The organism is Longimicrobium sp. (genome assembly GCF_036399935.1).
Classification (GTDB): domain Bacteria; phylum Gemmatimonadota; class Gemmatimonadetes; order Longimicrobiales; family Longimicrobiaceae; genus Longimicrobium.
Window position 1 is genome coordinate 1 of sequence record NZ_DASWMD010000070.1, and the last position, 23,189, is coordinate 23,189.

A 23,189-nucleotide genomic window follows, 5' to 3' on the forward strand; every position below is an offset into this window, starting at 1 on the left:
CTTGGCTGGGGCGCTGCCGCCGGTTGAGCAAGGACTATGAGGGCCTAATGGAGAGCAGCGAAGCATGGATCCATCTTGCGATGTCGGGTCTCATGCTCCGTCGGCTTCGGCCAAGTTGACGTTTCTCAACACCCTCTGAGGCCCAGGCGCACCGAACCTGCCCGCAATCCCAACCTCGCGGGCCGAAGGATCTAACCGCGGATACCTTTCAGCCGGGGCGCGGCAGCGGGAACGAATCCCTAGGCCTCGGCCAGGATTGTGGATGCGTGGAGTAAATCGCGGGGCGCACCGGACGCTCGCAATGACGGTCGAATCGTCGAGAGTGGGGCGCGACCCGGAGCCAGTACGTGGCCGTCGGATCGCCGAGGGTGGGGCGCGTCCCGGACCTCGCAATGGCGGTTGAAACCGCGGCTGGAACGTCACGAAGTCCGCCTGCGCGGACTGGGTTCTGCGTGTCGGACGCGGCGGTGCGTGGCGCGTGGTGTGTGGCGGATCCCTCGGTCGCTGCGGTCGTCGGTGTGGCGGCCGTTTTCGCCGTGGCCGCTCCTCGGGATGACAGTCTGAGGCCGATGTTCAGGTGACGCGCAGGCGTTCTTCGACCGCGGCGTCGGGCTCCACGAAAATCGTCTTCGCCTGGATCAGCGACACGCGGCCGGGCGGGGCGCCGCGCGGCTTGCGGACGTAGCGCCGGCGCGTCCAATCGACCGCCACCGTGCCCGACGAGCGCGCCTTGCTGTACCACGCCGCCAGCACCGCCGCCTCTTCCAGGTCGCGGGCCGGCGGCGCGCCGGGCTCGCTCCACCTAAGCACCACGTGCGAGCCCGGAACGGAGCGCGCGTGAAGCCACACGTCCCCCGGCGCCGCATGGCCGAACGTCAGCCGGTCGTTGTGCTTGGACGATCGGCCCACGCGCACCTCCAGACCCCCCGACGTGCGGTACATCTTGTAGGGAAGCCGCGCCCCCTCCGGCTCGTTCGCCTTGACGGAGCGCGACTCGGGCCGGCGCAGGGCGGATTCCACCCAGTCCGGCGTTTCGCCGCGTTCGATGGCCGCCGCCGCCGCCCGCCAGCGGTCGCGCTCCACCTCGGCCTCGGCCATCAGCTCGGGAAAGCGCGCCTCGGCCCGGCCCCGGCGGCGGGCCTGCTCGTACAGCCGCTCGGCGTTCTCGTGCGGGCGCAGGGCGGGGTCCAGCGGCACCTCTACCTCGTCGCCCTCGAACCCCGGCAGGATCACGGACGGCTCCCCCGGCTCCGGCCAGTCCAGGTGGGCCAGCAGCAGGTCGCCCAGCCCGCGCAGCCGGTCGGCCTCTCCCATCGTCGCGGCCTCGGCGCGCAGCCGCTCGATCCGTCGCTCCGCCCCCGCCAGCTTCCGCTTCACCCGGTCCAGCAGGTCAGGCTCGGCCGATACGTCCGCCACCGCGTCCGGCTCCGCCGCGGCGGAGGCCGCCACCTCGTCCATCGCGGCCAGCAGCGACCGCGCCCGGACGGACTCCATCCCCTCCAATGCCAGAGGATACGGCTGCGGCCCCGCCGGCGTCTTCACCAGGAACGCACTCTCCTCGTCACCATCCGCCACCGCCCACCAGCGCTCGAATGCCTCGCCCAGGACCTCGCGGTCGTCCCCTCGCGCGGCGTCGCCCAGCAGCGCCGCGGCGTTCAGGGGGCTGGTGTAGGCGAAGCGGGCGACGAGCGCGCGCGGACGTTCGGCAGGGGGGACGGCGCCCAGCGCGTCCAGCCACTCGGCCACCAGCGACTCGCGGGGACGGTTCGGGAGCACGCGACCGGCGGGTTCCGGGGGGCGGTACTCCGCGCCGGGCTTCAGTGAGCGGCCGCCGGCCTCGCGCGCGCGGAGGGCGGATACGATGCGCCGGGCGTCTGCGTCCACCACCAGCGCGTTCCACTGGTTGGTGTGAAGCTCGATCACCAAAGCGCGCCGGCCGCCGCGGAAGCGGTTGGCTTCGTGGATGTCCAGCCGGATCAGCCGTTCGTCGGGGGGAGAGGAGACGCGGACGATGCGCGCGGAAAGCTCGCCCTTCGCCGCGTCCTCATCCGCCACCAGCTGCACCCAGCCGCGGCGCGGGTGAAGGTCCCACCGCAGGGCCTGCCCGCCGTCCAGCGGCAGGGTGCACGAAAGGTCGCGGTCGAAGCGGGGAAAGGCGAGCGCCTGGCGGCCCTGGAGCGCGGCGCGAAGCTCGGCCGCAAGGGCGCGGACCAGCAGGGGGCAGTACCGGATCGGGTTTGACACCCCCCCAACATCGGGTTAGCTTCTCGCCCCGTCAACCCGCCGCCCGCGGCCCCAAACCCCACGGCGGCGGCCGGTTTTTGTGCCAGGGCAGACCACAGGGATGTCAACACAGCGCGGGAACGGCCCGCGACGGGTAACCGTCGCCGACCTCCGCGAAATGAAGCGCCGCGGAGAAAAGATCGCCGCGCTCACCGCGTACGACTACCTGTTCGCTCGTCTCGTGGACGCCGCCGGCGTGGACGTGGTCCTCGTCGGCGACTCGCTGGGCCAGGTGGTCCTGGGGCTCGACACCACGATCCCCGTGACGCTCGACGACATGATCCACCACGCCCGGGCCGTGCGCCGCGGCGTGGAGCGAGGGCTGCTCGTCGTCGACCTTCCCTTCCTTACCTACCAGGTCTCGCGCCAGGACGCGCTCCGCAACGCCGGGCGCGTGCTGCAGGAAACCGGCGCCAGCGCGGTGAAGCTCGAGGGCGGCTCGCCCGAGATCGCCGAGACCGTCGCCACGCTCGTGGGCGCGGGCATTCCCGTGATGGGCCACCTGGGCTTTACCCCCCAGTCGGTTCACGTCACGGGCGTTCGCGTGCAGGGCAAGGGCGAGGAGGCCGCCGAGCGGATGCTGGCCGATGCCCGCCGCCTGGAAGCCGCCGGCGCTTTCTCCATCGTCCTGGAGCTTGTGCCCGGCGCGCTGGCGCGGCGGGCGTCGGAAACCGTCGACATCCCCACCATCGGCATCGGGGCGGGGGCCGGGTGCGACGGGCAGGTGCTGGTGCTCCACGACATGCTGGGGCTGAACCCCGGCTTCGCGCCGCGCTTCCTGCGGCGCTTCGCCGAGGTGGGGCAGGCGGCGTCGGCGGGGGTGGGCGACTTCGTGAAGTCGGTGAAGGACGGCGGCTACCCCGGCGCGGAGCACACCTTCGAATGAGCACGGCCCTGGACGCCGGGCCGCGCCTGGTGCACACCCGCGCCGAGGTGCGCGAGCAGGTGGCCGCCTGGCGCGCCGCGGGCGAGCGCGTGGCACTGGTGCCCACCATGGGCTACCTGCACGAGGGTCACATGTCGCTGGTGGACCGCGCGCGGGAGATGGCGGACCGCGTGGCGATGTCGGTGTTCGTGAACCCGCTGCAGTTCGCTCCCAGCGACGACCTGGACCGCTACCCGCGCGACCTGGATCGCGACCTGGCGATGGCCGGCGCCCGCGGCGTGGACCTGGTGTTCGCCCCCGACCCGCGCGAGATGTACCCGCGCGGCACGCCGCAGGTGCTGGTGGAGCCGGGGCCGCTGGCGGCGCGCATGGAGGGCGCCATCCGCCCCGGCCACTTTCGCGGGGTGCTCACGGTGGTGGCCAAGCTGTTCGGCCTGTTCCGGCCCGACGTGGCCGTGTTCGGGCAGAAGGACTACCAGCAGGCGGCGCTGATCCGGCGGATGTCAGTGGACCTGGACATGGGCGTGTGGGTGGAGGTGGCGCCCATCGTCCGCGACCCCGACGGCTTGGCGATGAGCTCGCGGAACGTGTATCTTTCGCCCGACGAGCGCGCGCTGGCGCTGGCGCTTTCGCGCGGATTGCGGCGGGGCCGCGACCTGTTCGCCGCCGGCGAGCGCGACGCCGGGGCCCTTCGCGCGGCGCTCCGCGGCGCCCTGGGAACGGCGGGGGTGCAGGCCGAGTACGCCGAGGCGGTAGACCCCGACACGCTGGAGCCGGTGGCCGCCGCCGCGCCCGGAACGGTGCTGCTGGTGGCGGCACGGGTGGGCAGCACCCGCCTGATCGACAACGAGGTCCTTGCAGGATAGCCGCAGCTTTCTCCGGACACGAGCGATACCGCCATGCTTCGCACGATGTGCAAGAGCAAGATCCACCGGGCCACGGTCACCGGTGCCGATCTCAACTACATCGGCTCCATCACCATCGACCCTGAGCTGATCGAAGCGGCCGACCTGCTGGAGTACGAGCAGGTGCACGTGGTGAACGTCAACAACGGCGCGCGCTTCGAAACGTACGTCATCCCCGGCGAGCGCGGCCGGGGCGAGATGTGCCTGAACGGCGCCGCCGCCCGGCTGGTGCACCCGGGCGACAAGGTGATCGTCATCAGCTACGGCCAGTACGACGAAGCCGCCATGGAAAGCTACCGCCCGCGCTTCATCTTCGTCGACGAGCACAACCGGATCACGCCGGGCACCCTCCGGGCCGTTTCCTCCTGATCTCCATGGGCGCCTGGACCGGCGTGGTCCTGGCGCTGGCGGAGGCGGAGTCCGGCGGCCTGCGCTCGCGCCTTTCCACCTACCTGCACCCGCTGGCGGGCCGTCCGCTGGCGTGGCACGTGGTGCGCTGCCTGGCCGACCTGGAGCCGGGCCCTTCGCGCATCGTGGTGGCCTCGGGCCCCGACCTGTCGCCCGACCTCTTCGCCGACATCCCCGCCACCATCGAGGTGGTGCTTCCCCACGAGCAGTCGCTGGGAACCATCCTGGCGCAGGCCGCCCACGCCGGGCGGGTGGTTGCCGTCGACGCGGCCGCGCCCACGGCCGGGCTGCGGCTGCAGCAGCTGCTGGGCAACGAAGGCGATGCGCTGCTGGTGGGGGAGGATGGCGGGGTGGCCGCGGCCTCGCTGGGCGAAGACGCCGCGCTTCTGCTGCTGCGGAAAGGCGGCGACCTGTCGGCCCTCGCAGCCGCGCTTCCCGATGCCCACCGCGTGGAGGACCCCGCCGCTTTCGTCGTGCGCAGCCGTGCCGGCCTGTCGCGCGCCGCGTCGGCCGTGCGCGACGGCGTGGTCCGCAAGCTGATGGAGGGGGGCGTCACCTTCCTCCTCCCAGAAACGGTGCTGGTGGACGTGGACGTGCAGATCGGCCGCGACACGGTGATCTACCCCGGGTGCGTGCTGGAGGCGGGAACCACCATCGGCGACGAGACCGTCGTGGGCCCGTGCTGCCGGCTGGTGGCCGCCCGCGTGGGCAGCGGCGTGGAACTGAAGGGCTTCAACTACGTTTCGCACACCTCCATCCGCAACCGCGCCATCCTTGAGCCCCATGTCAAACGCGGCTTCGACGACTGAGCTGGGCCCGCTGGCGCGCGCCGCGGCGCGCGGCGAGCTTCCCGAGTGGGCGCGCGCGTCGGAAAAGCGCCGCGCCCACATCGGCCGCGTCGCCGACCTCATGGGCGAGTGGGCCGACGCCCTGGGCCTGTCCGCGGACGAGCGCACCCGCTGGCTGGCCACGGGCTGGCTTCACGACGTGCTGCGCGAGTCCCCGCCCGACGAGCTGCGTCCGCTGGTGCCCGAGGCGTTCCGATCGCTCCCCGGCAAGCTGCTGCACGGCCCCGCCGCCGCCGAGCGCCTGGCGGGCGACGCCGACCCCGAGATGCTCGACGCCATCCGCTACCACACGCTGGGCTCGCCGCGCTTCGGCACACTGGGGCGAGCGCTGTACCTGGCCGACTTCCTGGAGCCGGGGCGCCGGTACGAGCCGGAGTGGACGGCGTCGCTGCGGGCGCGCATGCCGGGCGAGATGGACGAGGTGCTGCGCGAGGTGGTGCGGGCGCGCGTGGGCCACGTGACGGAGAGCGGAAGCACGCTGCACCCCGAGACGCAGGCGTTCCATGAGCAAGTCGAAGGGGCGTAGCGCGGGGCAGGGCGGGGCAGGGCGCCGGCTTCAGACCATCGGCCTGTTCGTTACCCTGCTGGCCGTGGCCGTCCTGGTCGGCTCGCTCGCCGCCGGCCTGGCGGGGGGCGGGTCCACCGTGGCCGATGAGCCTTGGTCCGCCGCTCCCTCCACGCCGCCCCGAGCCCCCCCGTCCACCACCGCAGCCTCTGCCGCGCCGGTCCGCGTCGCGGTGCTGAACGCGTCGGGCATTCCCCGGCTGGCGGACCGGGGTCGGGCGCGGCTGCGCGACGACGGCCGGTTCGACGTCAAGGAGATCGGCAACGCGCCCGGGTTCTCTCCCGACAGCTCCGTGGTACTCGATCGGGTCCGCCAGGTGGGGCAGGCGCGCGCAGTCGCGGATGCGCTGGGCATTTCGCGCGTGGAGTCGCGGCCGGACGCCAACCTGTACCTGGACGTGACCGTCGTCCTCGGCAAGGACTGGGCGGCGAGGAACCCTGAGCGCCCCGCCTCCACGGCGCAATAGACGGACTTCCAGAAGACGAGGAGCGGCCCGGGGCGGATCAGCCCCGGGCCGCTCCGCCGTTCAGCCCCTGGATCGCCCCGCGGATGTCGTCCGGCAGTTCCGCCACCACTTCTACCGGTTCGCCCGTGGACGGGTGCGCGAACGCCAGCCGCGACGCGTGCAGCGCCTGCCGCGGCATCAGCGCCAGCCCCTTCCGCCCGTACTGCCGGTCGCCCAGCACGGCGTGGCCGGCGTGCAGCATGTGCACGCGAATCTGGTGCGTGCGCCCCGTCTCCAGTTCCACCCGGAGCAGCGTCGCCGCCGGATATCGCTCCACCACCTCGTAGCGGGTGACGGCATGCTCGCCGCCGGGGCGCACCGCGCGCAGGGCCGGGTTGCGCGGATCTCGCGCGATGGGCTGGTCGACCACGCCACGATCGTCCCCGATGACGCCGTCCACCAGCGCCAGGTACTCGCGCTTCAGCCCGCCTTCGCGAAGCTGCAGGTCCAACCGGTGATGCGCGTGCGCCGACTTGGCGAACAGCACCAGCCCCGAGGTGTCGCGGTCGATGCGGTGCGCCGGCCGCACCTTGGCGCGCACCCCCTGCCGCGCCAGGTGCCAGGCCACGCCGTGCGAAAGCGTCTCGCGATGCTCCGGCGACGTGGGATGCACGAGCAGGTGCGGCGGCTTGTTCAGCACCAGCAGCTCCGCGTCCTCGAACACCACGTCCAGCGGCATCTGAACCGGGTTCAGCCCGCTCTCCTCGTCGTCCGCGAGCCTCGCCGTCACCACGTCGCCCGCGCGAACCTTGGCGTTCAGCCAGGCGGGACGCCGGTTCAGCTGCACGCCCTTGCTGCGCGTCAGCCGCTGGATCATGCGGCGCGATACGCCCATGGATTTCGTCAGGATGTCCTGCACCGTGCCCCCGGCCTCTTCGGCGGAAACGGTGTGCTTCACCCAGTGCTGGGGCTGGCTGCGCGGCTGCTCGGGCATGAACGGAGAGCTGGAGATTTGGCGTCGTGCTGAACGCGGACAATCTACCGGGCGTCTGGCCGTGCGCGAGGGGGCACGCCCGCGTGAGGCAAAAAGAGGACAGGTTGGGACGGGAGCTTGGCCCGAGGGACGAAATGCCCCTGAACAGGAGTTTCGAGCGTGTGCAGGCGGAGGCGGAAAGAGACGCGGTGCGGGACGGGATCGACGTGGAACCGAGCAGGCGCGCGGAGCGGGATGTTGCTGCTGTGGCGGGGTTTGTATGGTCCTGCGAGGCCCTTGACGCGGAGGTGATTTGCACGCAGCGTACAGGCGTCGGGAGCGTCCATCCGGCGCGTTCCCCAAAGGTGAAGATCGAGCGAAATCACCCTTAAGCCACGAGGCCGCAGATGCGTCCAGAGCACAACGAAGTATCGGGGCCGGCTCCTGAGCCCGACGACCAGGGCGAGGCGCCGAACCCGCGCAGGGGCAAGCCGTACTACACGCCACCCGGGTACGGCGTGATGAGCGCGCGCGAGCCGGTCGCCGTTCCCTACGGCACGTACTTCTCCGACGCGCCGAGCGCCACCCGCGCCGATCCCGACTACCGCGAGATGGCTGCCGCGCTGTTCGACCGCGTGAAGGGAATCAGGCGCCAGATCGCCGAAGACCGGCGCGAGATCGACCGCCTGCGCCGCGAAACGCGCGCCATTCTCGACAGCCTGCCAGCCTTCGCGTGACGCGATGTGGAAAGCTGTCTACGACTGGGCCAAGGCGTGCGTCGGCCTTGCCGAGGACGTGCGCCAGGTGCAGGACGAAATCCAGGACGTACGGCGCGAGCTGCGCGACGTGACGTTCACCCTGCAGCGGTGCATGATGGAGGTTGCGCGGCTGGGTGAGCGCGAAGAGCGGGAGCGCGAGGTGCTTCTCCTGAAGATGGAGAACCTGCTGCTCAAGGATGCAGGCAGCGCCACCTGAGCGCGGCGCCGGGAACGTGGCCCGGCGCCGCGCTGGAGATCAGAGCGAGCCCATCTGCACGGGCGTGCGCCCCTGCGTAACCTCGGCGCGAAGCTGGCCGCAGGCGGCGGCGATGTCGCTGCCGCGCGATTCGCGAACGTGCGCCGAGATCCCCTGCCGCTCCAGCCGCTCCACGAAGTAGTCCAGGCGCGCGCGCCGGCTGGGCTTCCATTCGGTTCCGGGAATGGGATTGAACGGGATGAGGTTGACGAAGGCGTTGAACTCGCGGATCACCCCCGCAAGCTCGTCCGCCAGCTCGGGCGCGTCGGTCACGCCGTCGATCATCACGTACTCGAAGGTGATCCGCTTGCCGCCCGCCTGGTCGAAGCGGCGCAGCGCCTCCAGCAGCTCGGGGAGCGGAAACTTCTTTTCCAGCGGGATCAGCTTCTGCCGCAGCTCGTGGTTGGGCGCGTGCAGCGAAACGGCCAGGCGGAACTGTTCGGGCATCTCGGCCATGCGCAGGATGCCGGGCACCACCCCCACGGTGGAGATGGTGACGCGGCGCGCCCCGAACTTGTAGCCGCGGTTCAGGATGGCCAGCGTGGGGAACACCGCCTTGGGGTTCATCAGCGGCTCGCCCATGCCCATGAAGACGATGTTGGTGATGTCGTCGTAGCCGTTTTCCTGCGCCCATTTGCGCGCCCCGCGGAACTGCGCCACGATCTCGCCCGCGCTGAGCTGGCGGCGGTAGCCCGCCCACCCGGTGGCGCAGAAGGTGCACGCCATGGCGCACCCCGCCTGCGACGAGATGCACAGCGTCAGGCGGGTGGGAGTGGGGATCAGCACCGATTCGATCAGCTCGCCGTCCGCCAAGCGCCACAGGTGCTTGGCCGTGCCATCCACCGAGCGCGACACCTTGGCCGGCTCCGGCGCGGTAAAGGCGAACGCTTCGGCCAGGGCGGCGCGCTCGGCCTGCGGCAGGTCGGTCATGTCGCCGAAGCCGAAGGCGCCACGCTCGAATATCCAGCGCAGCACCTGGCCCACGCGGTAGCCCGGCTGGCCGCGCGCGGCAACGTGCTCCCGGAGCGCGGCCTCGGCCTCTTCGGGAAGCATGCCCACCAGGTCGGGGGCGGTGGCGGTCTGCTGCGCGGTGGCGATCATTCCGTGGGCTCTAGTCCTGGGCTGCAAAGGGCTTGAACCATGCTGATTCACCGCACCGGCGCCCGTGTTCCCCGCGCGCTTGCTGGGGTGTGGGGCGTGCGTTAGGTTTTGCAAAGTCCGCACCCCCGGCCACGCCACGCGCGTGGCCTGAACGTTTATCGGTGTCAGAGGTTCCCTGTGCTGCTGAGCGAGCTGCTCACCCCCGACCGGGTTCGCGTGCCGCTGCGGGGCGCTTCGAAGGAAGACCTGCTGCGCGAGTTGGTGGGCGTGCTGCACCAGGCCGGCGCCGTGGCCGACGAGGACGGCGTGCTGCAGGGGGTGCGCAAGCGCGAGGAAGTGCTGAGCACGGGCGTGGGCAGCGGCGTCGCCATCCCTCACTGCCGGTGCGACGGCGTGCCCGCCCTGGTGATGGCCGCCGGGGTGACGCGCCAGCCCGTGGACTACGACGCGCTCGACGGTGCGCCGGTCCGCCTGTTCTTTCTGCTGGTGGGGCCCGAGGCCGCCGGCGGGCAGCACGTGAAGGCGCTCAGCCGCATCTCTCGCATGGTGCGCCGCGACGACTTCCGCGCCCGCCTGGCCGCCGCGGCCACCCCCGACGAGTTCGTGGCGGTGCTGGCCGAGGCGGAAGCGTCCTGATGGGCCGCGTGCCGGCCTGGTTGCCCGCGCTGGCCTGGGCCGCCGTGATCTTCAGCCTGTCGGCCCAGCCGACGCTGCCCGCGCCCGAGGTGCCGTACCTCGACAAGGTGCTGCACTTCGGTGCCTATGCCGTGCTGGGCGCATGCCTGGCCTTTGCGGTGCACCGGTCGTCGCTGCCGATGGCGCTGGCGGTGCTGCTGGGCGCGGCGTACGGCGCCAGCGACGAGATCCACCAGATGTTCGTTCCCGGCCGCTCGCCCGACGTGTTCGACTGGGTGGCCGACGCGGCCGGGGTGGCCGCAGCCGTGTACCTGTATTCCCGCTGGCGCGTGCGCCGTGGCACGCCGGCCGGCGCGCCCCTGGCCCGCGCACCGTACCCTGGCGCATGACCGACCAACTCGCCACCGCGTACCGCACCCGCGCAGCCGGCTCGCTGCGCGCCGCCGATGCAGGCAACCCCGTCACGGTGGCCGGGTGGGTGCACCGCCGCCGCGACCTGGGCGGCATCGTTTTCCTGGACCTGCGCGACCGCGAGGGCCTCGTGCAGGTGTCGTTCGACCCGGCGTGGACGCCGGCCGACGCGCTGGCCGAGGCGCGGCGGCTGGGGCCCGAGGACGTGGTGCAGGTGGAAGGCACCATCTTTCCCCGCATCCACGGCCAGCACAACGACGCCCTGGCCACCGGCGAGGTGGAGGTGCGGGGCACGGCGTTGCGCGTGCTGACGCGCTCCGAGCCGCTTCCCATCCAGGTGGACTACGCGGCAGACGAGGAACTGCCGGCCGAGGAGCTGCGGCTGCGCTACCGCTACCTGGACCTGCGCCGGCCGACCCTTCAGCGCAACCTGGTCATCCGGCACGAGGCGGCGCTGGCCACGCGGGCGTACCTTTCCGGGCAGGGCTTCCTGGAGATCGAAACGCCGCTGCTCACCAAGCCCACGCCCGAGGGCGCGCGCGACTTCCTGGTGCCCAGCCGCATGCACCCGGGCGAGTTCTACGCGCTCCCCCAGTCGCCGCAGATCTACAAGCAGCTGCTGATGGTGAGCGGGTACGACCGCTACTTCCAGATCGCCAAGTGCCTGCGCGACGAGGACCTGCGCGCCGACCGCCAGCCGGAGTTCACGCAGATCGACGCCGAGATGGCGTTCGTGGACGAGGAGGACGTGTTCCGGGTGGGCGAGGGGCTGATGGCCGCCGTCTTCGCCGCCGTGGCCGGGGTGGAGCTGGAGACGCCCTTCCCGCGGATGACGTACGCCGAGGCCATGCGCCGGTACGGTACCGACAAGCCCGACCTGCGCATTCCGCTGGAAATCGTGGACGTCACCGACGTGCTGCGCGGCGCCGACTTCCGCATCTTCCAGGCGACGGAGGGCACGCCCCAGCGCATCCGCGGGCTGCGCATTCCCGGCGGGGCGCGCCTGTCGCGCAAGGAGCTCGACGAGCTGCAGGACGTCGCCCGGCGCGGCGGCGCGGCGGGCGCGCTGTGGGTGAAGCGCGGGGACGACGGGCTGTCGGGCCAGTTCGCCAAGGCGCTGGACGAGGGGCGGGCGAACGCCTTTTACGAAGCCTCCGGAGTGGAGGCGGGCGACCTGTTCGTGGCCGTCGTCGGCCACTTCCGTGGCGAGGGCGAGGCGGCGGGGCCGGAGCTGGACGGGGCACTCGACGAGCTGCGCCGGCACCTGGGGCGCAAGCTGGGGCTGCTGGACGAGAGCCGCCACGCCTGGCTCTGGGTGACGGAGTTCCCCGTCTTCGACTGGGACGCCGAGCACGGCCGGCTGGTGTACGCGCACAACCCCTTCAGCATGCCGGCGGACGACGCGGTGAAGGCCATCGTCGCCGCCACGGCGGACGGCACGCCCTCGGGCGAGGCGGCGCGCGAGCTGTACCGGATGGGCTTGCGCTCGCGGGCGTACGACGCGGTGTACAACGGCAACGAGCTGGCGAGTGGCTCCGTGCGCATCCATGTGCCCGAGGTGCAGCAGGCGGTGTTCACCGCCATGGGAATCGGGCCGGAGGAGGCGCAGGCCAAGTTCGGGTTCCTGCTGGAGGCGTACCGCTTCGGCGCGCCGCCGCACGCGGGGTTCGCGTTCGGCTTCGACCGGCTGGTGATGCTGCTGGCGGGGGCGCAGAGCCTGCGCGACGTGGTGGCGTTCCCCAAGACCACCAGCGCCCGGGCCGCGTTCGAAAACGCCCCCACGGCCATCGCCGACGAGCAGCTGGCCGAGGTGCACGTGCGCGTGCGCGAACCCGCGGCCGGATAGGCGCACACGGCGGCACGGTCGGTGTATCAGGGCAGGGAGGGGCGGGGAAATCCTCGCCCCTCCGCCGTTGAGGGCGAGTGTACGCGGCAGGCACAAGGCGAAGGACGGCAAGAGGATAGATGGCTGATCAGAACAACACCGTACAGCACCGGATTCCGGCGGACGGGGCCGACCCGCTGGCGCTGAGCGGCGTGAACGACGCGACGCTGCTGGAACTGGGCAAGGCGGCCAACCTGCGGGTGGTGCTGCGCGACGACCACCTGCTGCTCTCGGGCGACCTGCAGGACGTGGAGCGCGCGGTTCCCGTGGCGCAGCACATGGTGGAGATGGCGCGCAACGGGGTGCCTTTCGGCGTGGACGACGTGTCGCGCTACCTGGACGCGTCGCGCTCGGAGAACGGCGTGCGGCGCCTGGCCGACGCGGCGGGCCGGGTGACGGTGCCCGGGCCCAAGAAGACGGTGAGCCCCAAGAGCGAGGGCCAGGCCAAGTACCTGGAAGCCATCGAGAACAACGACGTGGTCATCGGCATTGGGCCCGCGGGCACGGGCAAGACGTACCTGGCCGTGGCCATGGCCGTCGACGCGCTCTACAAGAAGCGGGTGAAGCGCATCATCCTGGCGCGGCCGGCGGTGGAGGCGGGCGAAAACCTGGGCTTTCTCCCGGGTGACCTGCAGGAAAAGATCGACCCCTACCTGCGCCCGCTGTACGACGCGCTGGAAGACATGATCCCGCCCGACCGGCTGCGGCGGGCCATGGAAAGCCGGTCCATCGAGATCGCGCCGCTGGCGTACATGCGCGGCCGCACGCTGCAGGACGCCTTCGTCATCCTGGATGAGGCGCAGAACGCCACGCGGGCGCAGATGAAGATGTTCCTCACCCGCCTGGGAATGAACAGCAAGGCGGTGATCACCGGCGACAAGACGCAGGTGGACCTGCCCCGCCGCGAAGATTCCGGGCTGGTGGAGGTGGAGTCGGTGCTCAAGGGGATCGAGGGGATCGCCTTCTCGTACCTGAGCGGCTCCGACGTGATCCGCCACCGCCTGGTGAAGGACATCATCCGCGCGTACGACGCGGCGCGCGGCGAAGTCTCGGACGCGGACGAGAAGCGGGGATGAAGCCCTCCGGGGAGCGCCCCTTCCCCGAACGCCGCGCCGCGCCGCGCGAGCCCGTGGCGCCCGTGCCCCCGGCCGGGATGGCCGCGGTGCTTCACCACGGGTTGCGCGCGGGGGTGCTGCTGGCGGTGGCTGTAGCCGTGCACGCGCTCTTTCCCGGCGCGCAGACGGCGGACGTTCCCGTGCTGGAGCGCGGGGTGGTGGCGCGCGACGAGGTGGTGGCGCAGGTGCCGTTCTCCGTCCCCAAGTCGCCCGACGAGCTGCTGCGCGAGCGCGACGAGGCGGCGCGCGGGGTACCGCCCGTGTTCGACTACCGGCCGGGCGCGGCGGACAGCGTGGTGGCGGGGGTCCGCGGGTTCTTCGGCGCGGTGGAGCAGTCGCTGGCCGCGGCGCCCGCCGGGGGCGCCCCCCAGGCCGTCCGCGGCGTGCTGGACCGGGCCCGCATTCCCACCACGCTCGGCGCGCTGGAGGTGCTGGCGGACCCGGTTCGGCGTGGCCAGCTGCAGGCCGCGACGGAGCAGGCAGCACGCGAACTGCTGGCCCGCGGCGTGGCCTCGTCGTCGCCCGGGGCCGAGGGAATCTCGGCGGTGCGAGTGCGGGGGCTGGCCGGGGGCGAGCGCCTGGTGCCGTCCGACTCGGTGTACACGGCCGACCAGTTCTACCGCGCGGCCCAGGCCCGCCTGCCGGCGGAGGCGGGGGTGGACGCGGCCGAGCTGCAGCGGCTGCTCCTGGTGCGCTGGTTCCGCCCCAGCCTGGCCGAGAACACCTCGCTGACCGGCGCGGCGCGCGCCCGCGCCTCGGCGGCGGTAGACTCGGTGCGCGAGCGCATCCTGGCCGGGCAGCGCATCGTGGGCGCGCGCGAGCAGATCGGGGAGCGCGAGGTGGAGCGGCTGCGCGCCTACCAGGAGGCGCTGCAGGCCCATCCCGGCGAGGCGGCCGGCAGCCACGCCCTGCCGCGGGTGATCGGCGCGGTGCTCTTCAACGTGCTGCTGCTGCTGATTGTGGGCGCGCTGCTCCGCATCGTCCGGCCGACGATCTACGCCGACGACCGCGCGGTGATCTTCCTGGGGCTGCTGGTGCTGGCGGTGGCGGGAATCGCCTCCCCCATCGGCCGGTATGACCTGCCCCCGGAGCTGATCCCCATCCCCTTCGCCACGCTGGTCGCGGCCGTGCTGTGGGGCGGGCGGCTGGCGCTGGTGCTGGCCCTGGTGCTGGCGCTGCTGCTGGGCGGGCAGCAGCCGTTCGTGGGGATGGTGGTGCCCTTCGAGGCGGCGGTGGCGGGCGCGGCGGCGGCCTTCGGGCTGCGGATGGCGCAGCGGCGCTTTCAGGCCTGGGGGCTGATCGCCGTCATCGCGCTGGCGTACGCGGCCGCGGTGCTGGCGGTGGGGCTGCTGCGGGCGCGCGGGGCCGAGGAGATCGGCTGGGGGGTGCTGTGGGGCGCGGTGAACGGCATCGGCAGCACGCTGCTGGCCATGGGCTTTCTCCCCATCGCCGAGTGGTTCACCCGGGTGACCACCAACCAGACGCTGATGGAGCTGGCCGATCCCAAGCACCCGCTGCTGCAGCGGCTGTCGCTGGAGGCGCCGGGGACGTACGCGCACACCATCTCCGTCGCCAACCTGGCGGAGGCGGTGTGCAACGCCATCGGCGCCAACGCCCTGCTGGCGCGGGTGGGCGTGTACTACCACGACGTGGGCAAGATCACCAAGCCGCTGTACTTCATCGAGAACCAGCCGCGCGGCCGCAACCCGCACGACCGGCTGAAGCCCGCGATGAGCGCCGCCGTCGTCCGCAGCCACGTGGTCGAGGGGCTGCGGCTGGCCGCGGAGTACCGGCTGCCGCAGGCCGTGCGCGACTTCATCGCCCAGCACCACGGCACGCAGCCGATCTCGTTCTTCATGGAGCAGGCGCGCAGCGCGGACCCCGAGGCGCGGCTGAACCCCGCCGAGTTCTCGTACGGCGGCCCCAAGCCGCAGACGCGCGAAACGGCCGTGGTGATGATGGCGGATTCGGTGGAGTCGGCGGCGCGGGTGCTTCACGATCCCACGCCCGAGCGCATCCGCGAGCTGGTGAACCGCATCGTCGACGGCAAGATCGCCGCGGGGCAGCTGGACGAGTGCCCGCTTACGCTGCGCGAGATCACCATCGCGCGCGAAGTGCTCGCCAAGGTGCTGAGCGGAATGTATCATCAGCGCCTCGACTACCCCACGGCCCTGGCCGGCGGCGGGGCCGCGCCGGAGCCGAACGGCGCCCGCGAGCGCGCCGGGCAGCCCAACGCGGTGGCGCATGGATGAGATCGACGTGGAGGTGAGCGTGGGGGAGGGGCTCGTGCCCGCGGCGGATGCGGAGCGCATCGATGCCGCCGTGCGCCACGTGCTGCGGGCCGAGGGGGTGGCCGAGGCCGAAATCTCCGTCGCCCTCGTGGGCGACGGCGAGATCACCGCGCTCAACCGGCAGTGGCTGGACCACGACTGGCCTACCGACGTGATCTCGTTCAACCTGAACGGCCCGGGCGAGCCGCCGCTGGGCGACGTGTACCTGGGCGTGGAGCAGGCGGCGCGGCAGGCGGCCGAGGTGGGGGCCGACCCCGGCGAGGAGCTGCTGCGCCTGGCGGTGCACGGCACCCTCCACGTCCTGGGGTACGAGCACCCGGAGGGCGAGGGCCGGGCCGATTCGGAGATGTTCCGGCGCCAGGAGGCACTGCTTCGGGAGTTCCTGTCCGGCGGCGCGGGCGCGTGACGCCTTCCGCCGGCCCCATCCACCACTTCGATACACACGTGATGACCTGATGACGGCGATGTCCGCCGCCAGCGACCTGGACCCCATCGACCACCTCCACGAACTGCTGGAGGCGGGCGACGACTCTGCGCTGCACGCGTTTCTCGACACCTTTTCGCACGGCTCCGACATCGCCGACCTGCTGGAGCAGCTCGACGAGGACGACCGCGTGCGGGTGCTGTCGGCACTGGCGCCGGAAGACCCCGGGCTGGCCGCCGACGCGCTGTCGGAGATGGAGCCCGACGAGCACCCCGAGGAGTCGCTGGCCGCGCTGGACCCGCACGACATCGCCGCCGTCGTAGCCGAGCTTTCGGACGACGACGCGGCCGACATGATCGGCGAGATGGGCCCGGAAGACCGCGACCGCGTGCTGGCCGCGCTGTCGCACGAGGACGCGGGCGACATCCGCGACCTGATGGCCTACGACGAAGAGTCGGCCGGCGGCATCATGACGGGCGAGCTCGTCATCGTGGGGACGGGGCTTACGGCGGTGCAGGCCATCGACGAGGTGCGGCGCCAGGCGCAGAACATGGCCGAGTTCTACGGCCTGGTGTTCGTGGTGGACGACCACGAGGTGCTGCAGGGCACCGTGTCGCTGAACTCGCTGGTGACGGCGGATCCGGACACGCCGGTGCGCGGGATGGTGAACGAGCCCATCGCGGTGGTGCTCCCCGACACCGACCAGGAAGAGGTGGGGCGCATCGTGTCGCGCTACAACCTGACCATCGTTCCCGTCGTCGACACGGCGGGGCGGCTGCTGGGGGGCGTGACCTTCGACGACGTGATCGACGTCATCGAGGCCGAGACCACCGAGGACATCCTGAAGTTCGTCGGCGTGTCCGGCGAAGAGGAGATCCGCGGCGGATGGTGGGACGCGGTGCGCTCTCGCCTTCCGTGGCTGATGCTGAACGTGTGCACCGCCGCCGCGGGCGCCACGGTGGTGCTGGTGTTCGAGGAGACCATCCAGGCGCTGACCTTTCTGGCCGTGCTGATGCCGATGGTGGCGGGGCTGGGCGGCAACAGCGGCACGCAGGCGCTGGCGGTCACCATCCGCCGCCTGGCGCTTTCGACGGAAACGGCGGAGCAGCGCTGGTCCATCGTCCGCAAGGAGCTGCTGGTGGGGCTGGGGAACGGCCTGGTGATCGGCTTGATCGTTTCGGGGCTGGCGTGGACGCTGGAGGGGAATCCCCTGGTGGGGATGGTGGTGATGCTGGCCATGTGGATGAACCTGACCGTAGGCAGCTTCGCGGGGGCGTTCGTGCCCATCATGCTGGAGCGGTTCAAGGTAGACCCGGCCGTGGCCTCGTCCATCTTCGTGACCGCGTTCACGGACATGTGCGGGTTCTTTCTGCTGCTGGGGCTGGCGACGAAGTTTTTGATGTGAGGTGGCCTCGGCTGCCGTGGGGCCCTCACCCGGCCGCGCTGACACGCGTGCCACCCTCTCCCACAAACAACGTGGGAGAGGGGGTACACACCAGAACTGGGCGTGGTGCCTCCCGTGCTGACGAGGCGACGCAGCCTGTCATCCTGAGGCCCAGGCGCGCCGGATTTGCCCGTACGCCGAACCTCGCGGGCCGAAGGATCTAGCCGCGGATGGGTAATCGGCCGGGCGCGGCAGCGGTCACGGATGCAGGGGCCTCGGCCTCTGTCCGGGCGGTTGAAACCGCGGCTGGAACTTCACGAAGTCCGCCTTCGCGGACTGCACGGTCTGGTAGGGCGCGCGAGGCGAGCGGTGGATGCGTCGTACCGTCTGTAAGCGCACCCACGTACTCACGCACTGTCGTTCGTCACTCTTGAACACCGTCCATCTTCGGTGTATCTTCGCTCATGCTTTCCGAGCTGCGGATCCGCAACTTCGCGCTGATCGACCGGCTTTCGGTCCGGCTGGGTCCGGGGCTCAACGTGCTCACCGGCGAAACAGGCGCGGGCAAATCCATCATCGTGGGCGCGCTTTCGCTCCTGCTGGGCGAGCGTGCGTCCGCCGACGTAGTGCGCGCGGGCGAGGACCGGGCGTCGGTCGAAGGCGTGTTCGACGTCGCCGGACGCGAGGACGTGGACCGCATCCTGGACGAGCGCGGCATCGATCCCGACGAGGACGGCGTACTGGTGCTGAAGCGCGAGGTCGCCGCCGCCGGCCGCAACCGCGCGTGGGTGAATGGTTCGCCCACGACCGCCGCCGTGCTGGGGGAGCTGGGCCGCGCACTGGTGGACCTGCACGGCCAGCACGAGCACCAGACGCTGCTGAAACGCGATGAGCAGCGCGTCATCCTGGATGCGTACGGCGGCCACGGGGAAATGCTGGCCACCGTCCGCGAGGCGCATCGCGAGGCCGTACGCCTGCGCCGCGACATTTCCGAACTCGACACACGCCGGCGCGACGCGGCGCAGCGAGCGGACTTCCTGCGCTTTCAGGCCGACGAGATCGAGGCGGCGTCGCTGAAGCCCGGCGAAGAGGAGGAGATGGAGGACGAGGCCCGCCGGCTAAGCCACTCCGAAGAGCTGCAGGCGCTCTCGGGCGGACTGGCGGACGCGGTCACCGGCTCCGAGCGCGCGCTGCTTCACGAGGTGGGTAGCCTGCGGCGGCAGATCGACAGCCTCGTGCGCATCGACCCGGCCCAGGAGGACGTCCGCGAGTTGTACGACACTGTCTACTACTCGCTGCAGGAGCTGGGCGAGCGGATGGAGCGGTACAACTCCACGATAGAGCACGACCCGCGGCGCCTGGAAGAGATCCGCCGCCGTCAGGACCTGGTCTTTCGCCTGAAGTCCAAGTACGGGCAGACGCTGGACGAGGTCATCGAGGTGGGCCGGCGCGCGCGGGCGGAGCTGGACCTGGTGGAGGGCGCCGAGTGGGAGCTCGGGGGATTGAAGAAGAAGCTCGCCGCCGCCGAAGAAGCCCTCGCCGCGGCCGCCGCCAGCCTGACCGCCGCGCGTGAGGCCGCCATGGAGCGCCTGTCCGCTGAGGTGAGCGCGGTGCTCCCCGAGCTGGGGATGAGCAATGGCGCGGTGTTTCGCGCGGAGCGCGTTCCGCTGGCCCAGGCGGGCGCGTTCGGGGCCGAGGAGGTGGAGTTCCGCGTGTCGCTGAACCGCGGGTTCGAGCCCAAGGCCCTGTCGCACGTGGCGTCGGGCGGTGAGATGTCGCGCATCATGCTGGCGCTGAAGACCATCCTCGCCCGGCTGGACTCGGTGCCCACGCTGGTGTTCGACGAGGTGGACGCGGGGATCGGCGGGCGGGTGGGGCTGCAGGTGGGCGACAAGATGAGGGAGGTGGCGGGCACTCACCAGGTGTTCGCGATCACGCACCTTCCGCAGATCGCCAGCCGCGCCCACGTGCACCTGCTGGTGCGCAAGGGCGAGCGCGAGGGCCGCACGACCACCGAGGTGACGCCGCTGGAGTCGGCCGACCGCGTGCAGGAGATCGCCCGGATGCTGGGCGGCGACCCCGAGAGCGTCGTGTCGCTGGAGCACGCGCGGGAGCTGCTGGAGCGCGGCGTGGGGGTGTGAGTGTCGGCGAGCCCAGCGCGGGAGCGGGTGAACCCGCCGCTCGGAAAGCGGTAAGCCCTGACACGGGCCGCTGGCGCGTCCCGTTCAGGGCTTCAACAGCACTCGCTCGATACCTGTCCCTCCTATTCACGACCCCGGTGTCTACGAGGCCGGGGCGTGCCACCAGCCATCCGATACACGGAAGCAGGTCAGTCCACGCAGGTGGACATCGTGTGGTTGTTGCAGCGAATTCATTCGCCCGGGGGAGCCGCGCCTCAAGGTCTCGTGTCGCTGCCGCGCCTTGGTTTCTTGGCATCCCAGGCTAGATCCTTCGGCCCGCATGGGATGGAGTACGGGCGAGGTTCGGTGCGCCTGGGCCTCTGGATGACAGAGTGTCGAGGCCGCTCGGTTAACTGAGGTCGCCCATGCAGAAACACCCCCGTGGTCTCTCGGCCGCGGGGGTGTTTTGCCTGTGATCCGCCGGTCGCCTGGTTCAGCGCCGCTCCTGAGCGGGCGTGCGCGCGGCGCTGGCTGTTGGGGTGCCCGGAGGCGCCGGCGGGGTGCCCGGTGGCGCCGGGGGCGGTGTCGTGGGTTCGGGCGCAGGCACGGTGGCCGTCGGAGCCGGGGCGGTGGTGTCTGCCGGGACCGGTGGGGGCGGGGGAATGCTGTCCGGGCCCGGGAGCAGGCCCCGGTGCGGATGGAAGCGTCCCGTGATGCGCACCTGGCTGTACGCGGGGGCCTCGCCGCTTCCCGCGAACGCGGAGAGCACCGAGATGTCCACCTCCACCGGTACGGCCGCCTGCCCCAGGGAGTACGCGCGGAGCGTGCTGTACCGCGCGCCGATGCCCGCCGCGTGCGCCATCCACGCATCGAGGGTCTCCACCGGCGACGGCAGCACGTCGCCCGTGTACGGGGTGGCCCCCGTTCGGGTGAACGCGTACTGGCCGGCGAACGAGAGCTCGCGCGTCAGCCGCCAGCGGGGAACCACGTTGAAGGCCAGCTGCGACCCCGGCTCGCGGCGCACCGTGCGCACCGCCGTGTCGGGCGGAAAGGGGCGGTCGGCGGCGAACGCTAGGCGCTGGACGTCTGCCGGCAGCAGCACGTCGAAGCTGGCGGAGGCGCTGACCAGCCACCGGCGGGAGAGGAAGAGGTCGTTGAACGCGTCCACGCCTACGCCGAAGTGCCCGCCGCCCGGCACCAGCTCGGTGCGGAACATCGTGCCGCGCGCGCCCGTGGGCAGCCGCCCGCGTACGCCCACGGACGTGCGCACGGCGCGACGCTGGACGGTGTCGGGGATGGGCCACCCCGGGGGGCCCGGCGTCAGCAGGAAGCGCGCGCCCACCTGCACGTCGCCGAAGCGGTAGCCCCGGCTGTTGGAGAGCGAATCGAACGCGGCCAGCTGCGGGTTCGCCTGCAGGTTGGCGAAGTCCACCGTGCGGGTGGGAAGGTTCAGCGTGTCGGTGCCCCGCTTGCGGAGCAGCGCCTGGAGCGAGTCGCCCAGTTGCGAGCCACGCGTCGGCAGCAGCAGCCCGCCGCCGTAGCCCGCCAGCGCCGGGTCGATGTTGGCCAGCGCGGCGCGGTTCCTCACCGCGTCGGGATTCAGCCCCACGTTGCCGCCCAGCAGGAACGGCCCCAGCGACGAAACGGCGCGCCGCTCGATGGGCAGCGTGGCGAAGACCGTGATGCGGTCGCGCCAGCCGTAGCGCACGGTGAGCGGCAGCTGCCGTACGTCGGCGCGCAGCCGGAGCGAGGTGGTGCCCGGAACGAGCGAGTCGGGCAGGGGACCGCCGCCGGTGAGCCTGCTCCACAATTGGCGCGTGCCCACGTTGGCCCGGGCCAGCGAGTCGCTCAGCGCCTGCAGGGCAAGGTCCTGGAACGGCTGCTCGAACTCCGAGCCGAGCCCGGCACCGCCCAGCCGGCGCTGGTAATGGGTGAAAACGCCGGTTCCGGTCAGTTCGAGCCTGCCGCGGGGCAGCACCCACGCGTCGGCGTCCTGCGCCGGCGCGGGTACGGCGGCCAGCAGCAGGAGCGTCAGCGCGAGCGTGGTGCGAAAAGGCAGATTCATCCGCCGGAAACGTAGTCGGGGTGTGCAGGGAAATCCGCGAAAATCGGCGCGGCTCCGGCGGGGACGCTAGCGCACGCACAGGGCGCTGTCAAACGCGCGCGGCCTGGAATCACGCGGGCCCGCGGGGTTGACGGTCCGATGTGGGGTACATACATTTGCCGGGCGCTGAAGGGTCCCTGGCGGGCCTCTCGCGCGTGCTGGCGCCGTAGCCAAGTGGTAAGGCAGAGGACTGCAAATCCTCCATCCCCGGTTCGAATCCGGGCGGCGCCTCTGGCGGGAACGCCCGGCCGGGCGGTTGACGATCTTCGGCCAGGCTGTTAGGTTGCAAGGCTCCAACCAGTCACGCCCCGTTCGTCTAGTGGCCTAGGACATGGCCCTCTCAAGGCCAAAACACGGGTTCGATTCCCGTACGGGGTACTGCAGGTTTCTGGAGGGCAAAGGGTCAGGTCCCCGCAGGAAGCAGCCCACCTTCCGGCGCGGGCGCGGATAACCTCCGGCCCGCGATACGGTCGTTTAGCTCAGCTGGTCCAGAGCGCTCGCTTCACACGCGAGAGGTCGTAGGTTCGAATCCTACAACGACCACTTTCTCAGCCCCGCCGCATCAGCAGATGCGGCGGGGCTGTCGTATTCTCCCAGGTTTCTGATTCATCATGGATACCCAGGCCTACGCCGACCGGATCGGCCGCGAGGGGTTCGCCATCATCGAGTCGGTCGTGGTTTCCGCCGTCATCGACGAGGTTCTCGGGGATCTCGCCAGCGTAGAGGGGCCGGCGGCCGTGGAGCGGCGCGGCAGCGTGCACGCCGTGCGCGACCTGCTGCACGCCGTACCCGCCGTCCGTGCGCTGGCGGGTTCCGCCGCGGTGCGCGCGCTCGTGGAGCCGGTGCTGGGCGCCGGCTGCTTCGTCGCGCGCGGCATCCTCTTCGACAAGACGCCCGAAGCCAATTGGAAGGTGGCCTGGCACCAGGACCTGACGATCGCCGTGCGGGAGCGCCGCGACGTCCAGGGGTTCGGGCCTTGGTCGGAAAAGGCGGGGATCGTTCACGTGCAGCCGCCCGCGGCGGTGCTGGAGCGCATGCTCACGGTTCGCGTGCACCTGGACGATTGCGGCCCGGAAAACGGACCCGTGCAGGTGATTCCAGCGTCGCACGCCCACGGCCGGCTCGCGCCGGATGCTATCGACCGGTGGCGGGACGAGAGTGAGGCGGTCGCTTGCACCTGCGCCCGTGGCGGTGTGATGGTGATGCGGCCGTTGATCCTTCACGCGTCGTCCCCGGCACGCACGCCGGCGCATCGGCGGGTAGTGCACCTGGAGTTTGCCGCCGACGACCTGCCGCACGGCCTGGAGTGGCACGGCCGCTGGTAGTATTCACGCCGCCGGCGGCGCCTCCTTCTCGTCTCCCTTGACTTCTGCGACCAAGTGCTGAATATT

At 71.6% G+C, this 23,189-nt stretch carries 21 protein-coding genes, 3 tRNA genes and 1 pseudogene; 21 read left to right on the plus strand and 4 right to left on the minus strand.

The window, feature by feature from the left end:
* A pseudogene (locus VGB24_RS21095) lies at window positions 1-119 on the plus strand (IS5/IS1182 family transposase); the annotation flags it as partial.
* Window positions 120-573: 454 nt separating this feature from the next.
* On the opposite strand, the gene VGB24_RS21100 reads toward VGB24_RS21095, so the two are convergent.
* The gene (locus VGB24_RS21100; protein ID WP_331074900.1) at window positions 574-2,244 is read right to left on the minus strand and encodes an NFACT RNA binding domain-containing protein; all 1,671 of its coding nucleotides are present in this window, start codon (window positions 2,242-2,244) and stop codon (window positions 574-576) included.
* Between the two features lie 100 nt (window positions 2,245-2,344).
* Between VGB24_RS21100 and panB the strand changes: the two genes are divergently transcribed.
* From panB to VGB24_RS21130, 6 genes are read left to right on the plus strand one after another with little or no spacing between them, the layout of a single operon-like run.
* On the plus strand, window positions 2,345-3,169 hold the full coding sequence (gene panB, locus VGB24_RS21105) for a 3-methyl-2-oxobutanoate hydroxymethyltransferase (protein ID WP_331074901.1): 825 nt from the start codon (window positions 2,345-2,347) through the stop codon (window positions 3,167-3,169).
* Window positions 3,166-4,035 (plus strand): pantoate--beta-alanine ligase, encoded by an 870-nt coding sequence (gene panC / locus VGB24_RS21110; protein ID WP_331074902.1) that lies wholly within the window; start codon window positions 3,166-3,168, stop codon window positions 4,033-4,035. Before panB ends, panC begins: the two co-directional genes overlap by 4 nt.
* Window positions 4,036-4,068: 33 nt before the next feature.
* Window positions 4,069-4,443: an aspartate 1-decarboxylase gene (panD, locus tag VGB24_RS21115; protein ID WP_331074903.1), complete on the plus strand. Its 375-nt coding sequence runs from the start codon at window positions 4,069-4,071 to the stop codon at window positions 4,441-4,443.
* A gap of 5 nt (window positions 4,444-4,448) precedes the next feature.
* On the plus strand, window positions 4,449-5,291 hold the full coding sequence (locus VGB24_RS21120) for a hypothetical protein (protein ID WP_331074904.1): 843 nt from the start codon (window positions 4,449-4,451) through the stop codon (window positions 5,289-5,291).
* Window positions 5,266-5,856: an HD domain-containing protein gene (locus tag VGB24_RS21125; RefSeq protein ID WP_331074905.1), complete on the plus strand. Its 591-nt coding sequence runs from the start codon at window positions 5,266-5,268 to the stop codon at window positions 5,854-5,856. Before VGB24_RS21120 ends, VGB24_RS21125 begins: the two co-directional genes overlap by 26 nt.
* Window positions 5,834-6,361 (plus strand): LytR C-terminal domain-containing protein, encoded by a 528-nt coding sequence (locus VGB24_RS21130; RefSeq protein WP_331074906.1) that lies wholly within the window; start codon window positions 5,834-5,836, stop codon window positions 6,359-6,361. Before VGB24_RS21125 ends, VGB24_RS21130 begins: the two co-directional genes overlap by 23 nt.
* A gap of 37 nt (window positions 6,362-6,398) precedes the next feature.
* Here VGB24_RS21130 and VGB24_RS21135 read toward each other — a convergent pair whose 3' ends face one another.
* Window positions 6,399-7,334, minus strand: a complete 936-nt coding sequence (locus VGB24_RS21135) for an RluA family pseudouridine synthase (RefSeq protein ID WP_331074907.1) — start codon at window positions 7,332-7,334, stop codon at window positions 6,399-6,401.
* 386 nt (window positions 7,335-7,720) lie between these two features.
* On the opposite strand from VGB24_RS21135, the gene VGB24_RS21140 reads away from it, so the two are divergent.
* Both VGB24_RS21140 and VGB24_RS21145 read left to right on the plus strand, forming a co-directional pair.
* Window positions 7,721-8,050 carry a hypothetical protein gene (locus VGB24_RS21140; RefSeq protein WP_331074908.1) on the plus strand — a complete coding sequence of 110 codons (330 nt, stop codon included), beginning with the start codon at window positions 7,721-7,723 and terminating at the stop codon, window positions 8,048-8,050.
* Between the two features lie 4 nt (window positions 8,051-8,054).
* On the plus strand, window positions 8,055-8,288 hold the full coding sequence (locus tag VGB24_RS21145; protein ID WP_331021338.1) for a hypothetical protein: 234 nt from the start codon (window positions 8,055-8,057) through the stop codon (window positions 8,286-8,288).
* A gap of 39 nt (window positions 8,289-8,327) precedes the next feature.
* Here VGB24_RS21145 and rlmN read toward each other — a convergent pair whose 3' ends face one another.
* Window positions 8,328-9,428, minus strand: a complete 1,101-nt coding sequence (rlmN, locus tag VGB24_RS21150) for a 23S rRNA (adenine(2503)-C(2))-methyltransferase RlmN (RefSeq protein WP_331074909.1) — start codon at window positions 9,426-9,428, stop codon at window positions 8,328-8,330.
* 177 nt (window positions 9,429-9,605) lie between these two features.
* Between rlmN and VGB24_RS21155 the strand changes: the two genes are divergently transcribed.
* The 8 genes from VGB24_RS21155 to recN all read left to right on the plus strand — a co-directional run bounded on the left by VGB24_RS21155 (window position 9,606) and on the right by recN (window position 19,715).
* Window positions 9,606-10,064, plus strand: a complete 459-nt coding sequence (locus tag VGB24_RS21155) for a PTS sugar transporter subunit IIA (protein WP_331074910.1) — start codon at window positions 9,606-9,608, stop codon at window positions 10,062-10,064.
* On the plus strand, window positions 10,064-10,453 hold the full coding sequence (locus VGB24_RS21160; protein WP_331074911.1) for a VanZ family protein: 390 nt from the start codon (window positions 10,064-10,066) through the stop codon (window positions 10,451-10,453). The genes VGB24_RS21155 and VGB24_RS21160 overlap by 1 nt, the downstream gene beginning before the upstream one ends.
* The gene (aspS, locus tag VGB24_RS21165) at window positions 10,450-12,321 is read left to right on the plus strand and encodes an aspartate--tRNA ligase (RefSeq protein ID WP_331074912.1); all 1,872 of its coding nucleotides are present in this window, start codon (window positions 10,450-10,452) and stop codon (window positions 12,319-12,321) included. Before VGB24_RS21160 ends, aspS begins: the two co-directional genes overlap by 4 nt.
* Before the next feature lie 119 nt (window positions 12,322-12,440).
* On the plus strand, window positions 12,441-13,436 hold the full coding sequence (locus VGB24_RS21170) for a PhoH family protein (protein ID WP_331021343.1): 996 nt from the start codon (window positions 12,441-12,443) through the stop codon (window positions 13,434-13,436).
* A complete protein-coding gene (locus VGB24_RS21175; protein ID WP_331074913.1) occupies window positions 13,433-15,727 on the plus strand; it encodes an HDIG domain-containing metalloprotein in 2,295 nt (764 codons plus the stop codon). Before VGB24_RS21170 ends, VGB24_RS21175 begins: the two co-directional genes overlap by 4 nt.
* Window positions 15,720-16,172 carry an rRNA maturation RNase YbeY gene (gene ybeY, locus VGB24_RS21180; RefSeq protein WP_331074914.1) on the plus strand — a complete coding sequence of 151 codons (453 nt, stop codon included), beginning with the start codon at window positions 15,720-15,722 and terminating at the stop codon, window positions 16,170-16,172. Before VGB24_RS21175 ends, ybeY begins: the two co-directional genes overlap by 8 nt.
* Window positions 16,173-16,221: 49 nt before the next feature.
* Window positions 16,222-17,595 (plus strand): magnesium transporter, encoded by a 1,374-nt coding sequence (mgtE, locus tag VGB24_RS21185; RefSeq protein WP_331074915.1) that lies wholly within the window; start codon window positions 16,222-16,224, stop codon window positions 17,593-17,595.
* Window positions 17,596-18,038: 443 nt separating this feature from the next.
* Window positions 18,039-19,715, plus strand: coding sequence for a DNA repair protein RecN (gene recN / locus VGB24_RS21190; RefSeq protein ID WP_331074916.1), 1,677 nt, complete (start codon window positions 18,039-18,041; stop codon window positions 19,713-19,715).
* A 472-nt stretch (window positions 19,716-20,187) separates the two neighbouring features.
* Here recN and VGB24_RS21195 read toward each other — a convergent pair whose 3' ends face one another.
* The gene (locus VGB24_RS21195; RefSeq protein ID WP_331074917.1) at window positions 20,188-21,759 is read right to left on the minus strand and encodes a hypothetical protein; all 1,572 of its coding nucleotides are present in this window, start codon (window positions 21,757-21,759) and stop codon (window positions 20,188-20,190) included.
* 199 nt (window positions 21,760-21,958) lie between these two features.
* Between VGB24_RS21195 and VGB24_RS21200 the strand changes: the two genes are divergently transcribed.
* The 4 genes from VGB24_RS21200 (at window position 21,959) to VGB24_RS21215 (ending at window position 23,123) form a co-directional block, all read left to right on the plus strand.
* Window positions 21,959-22,029 (plus strand) — tRNA-Cys (locus tag VGB24_RS21200).
* A 74-nt stretch (window positions 22,030-22,103) separates the two neighbouring features.
* Window positions 22,104-22,176 (plus strand) — tRNA-Glu (locus tag VGB24_RS21205).
* A 90-nt stretch (window positions 22,177-22,266) separates the two neighbouring features.
* Window positions 22,267-22,341 (plus strand) — tRNA-Val (locus tag VGB24_RS21210).
* A 68-nt stretch (window positions 22,342-22,409) separates the two neighbouring features.
* Window positions 22,410-23,123, plus strand: coding sequence for a phytanoyl-CoA dioxygenase family protein (locus tag VGB24_RS21215; protein ID WP_331074918.1), 714 nt, complete (start codon window positions 22,410-22,412; stop codon window positions 23,121-23,123).
* Window positions 23,124-23,189: the final 66 nt, after the last annotated feature.

Excerpts from the sequence above, each read along its gene's own strand:
- panB (WP_331074901.1), top strand. The coding sequence starts at position 2,345 with ATGTCAACACAGCGCGGGAACGGCCCGCGACGGGTAACCGTCGCCGAC.
- panC (WP_331074902.1), top strand. The coding sequence starts at position 3,166 with ATGAGCACGGCCCTGGACGCCGGGCCGCGCCTGGTGCACACCCGCGCC.
- panD (WP_331074903.1), top strand. The coding sequence starts at position 4,069 with ATGCTTCGCACGATGTGCAAGAGCAAGATCCACCGGGCCACGGTCACC.
- VGB24_RS21120 (WP_331074904.1), top strand. The coding sequence starts at position 4,449 with ATGGGCGCCTGGACCGGCGTGGTCCTGGCGCTGGCGGAGGCGGAGTCC.
- VGB24_RS21125 (WP_331074905.1), top strand. The coding sequence starts at position 5,266 with ATGTCAAACGCGGCTTCGACGACTGAGCTGGGCCCGCTGGCGCGCGCC.
- VGB24_RS21130 (WP_331074906.1), top strand. The coding sequence starts at position 5,834 with ATGAGCAAGTCGAAGGGGCGTAGCGCGGGGCAGGGCGGGGCAGGGCGC.
- VGB24_RS21135 (WP_331074907.1), bottom strand. The coding sequence starts at position 7,334 with ATGCCCGAGCAGCCGCGCAGCCAGCCCCAGCACTGGGTGAAGCACACC.
- VGB24_RS21140 (WP_331074908.1), top strand. The coding sequence starts at position 7,721 with ATGCGTCCAGAGCACAACGAAGTATCGGGGCCGGCTCCTGAGCCCGAC.
- VGB24_RS21145 (WP_331021338.1), top strand. The coding sequence starts at position 8,055 with ATGTGGAAAGCTGTCTACGACTGGGCCAAGGCGTGCGTCGGCCTTGCC.
- rlmN (WP_331074909.1), bottom strand. The coding sequence starts at position 9,428 with ATGATCGCCACCGCGCAGCAGACCGCCACCGCCCCCGACCTGGTGGGC.
- VGB24_RS21160 (WP_331074911.1), top strand. The coding sequence starts at position 10,064 with ATGGGCCGCGTGCCGGCCTGGTTGCCCGCGCTGGCCTGGGCCGCCGTG.
- aspS (WP_331074912.1), top strand. The coding sequence starts at position 10,450 with ATGACCGACCAACTCGCCACCGCGTACCGCACCCGCGCAGCCGGCTCG.
- VGB24_RS21170 (WP_331021343.1), top strand. The coding sequence starts at position 12,441 with ATGGCTGATCAGAACAACACCGTACAGCACCGGATTCCGGCGGACGGG.
- VGB24_RS21175 (WP_331074913.1), top strand. The coding sequence starts at position 13,433 with ATGAAGCCCTCCGGGGAGCGCCCCTTCCCCGAACGCCGCGCCGCGCCG.
- ybeY (WP_331074914.1), top strand. The coding sequence starts at position 15,720 with ATGGATGAGATCGACGTGGAGGTGAGCGTGGGGGAGGGGCTCGTGCCC.
- mgtE (WP_331074915.1), top strand. The coding sequence starts at position 16,222 with ATGACGGCGATGTCCGCCGCCAGCGACCTGGACCCCATCGACCACCTC.
- recN (WP_331074916.1), top strand. The coding sequence starts at position 18,039 with ATGCTTTCCGAGCTGCGGATCCGCAACTTCGCGCTGATCGACCGGCTT.
- VGB24_RS21195 (WP_331074917.1), bottom strand. The coding sequence starts at position 21,759 with ATGAATCTGCCTTTTCGCACCACGCTCGCGCTGACGCTCCTGCTGCTG.
- VGB24_RS21215 (WP_331074918.1), top strand. The coding sequence starts at position 22,410 with ATGGATACCCAGGCCTACGCCGACCGGATCGGCCGCGAGGGGTTCGCC.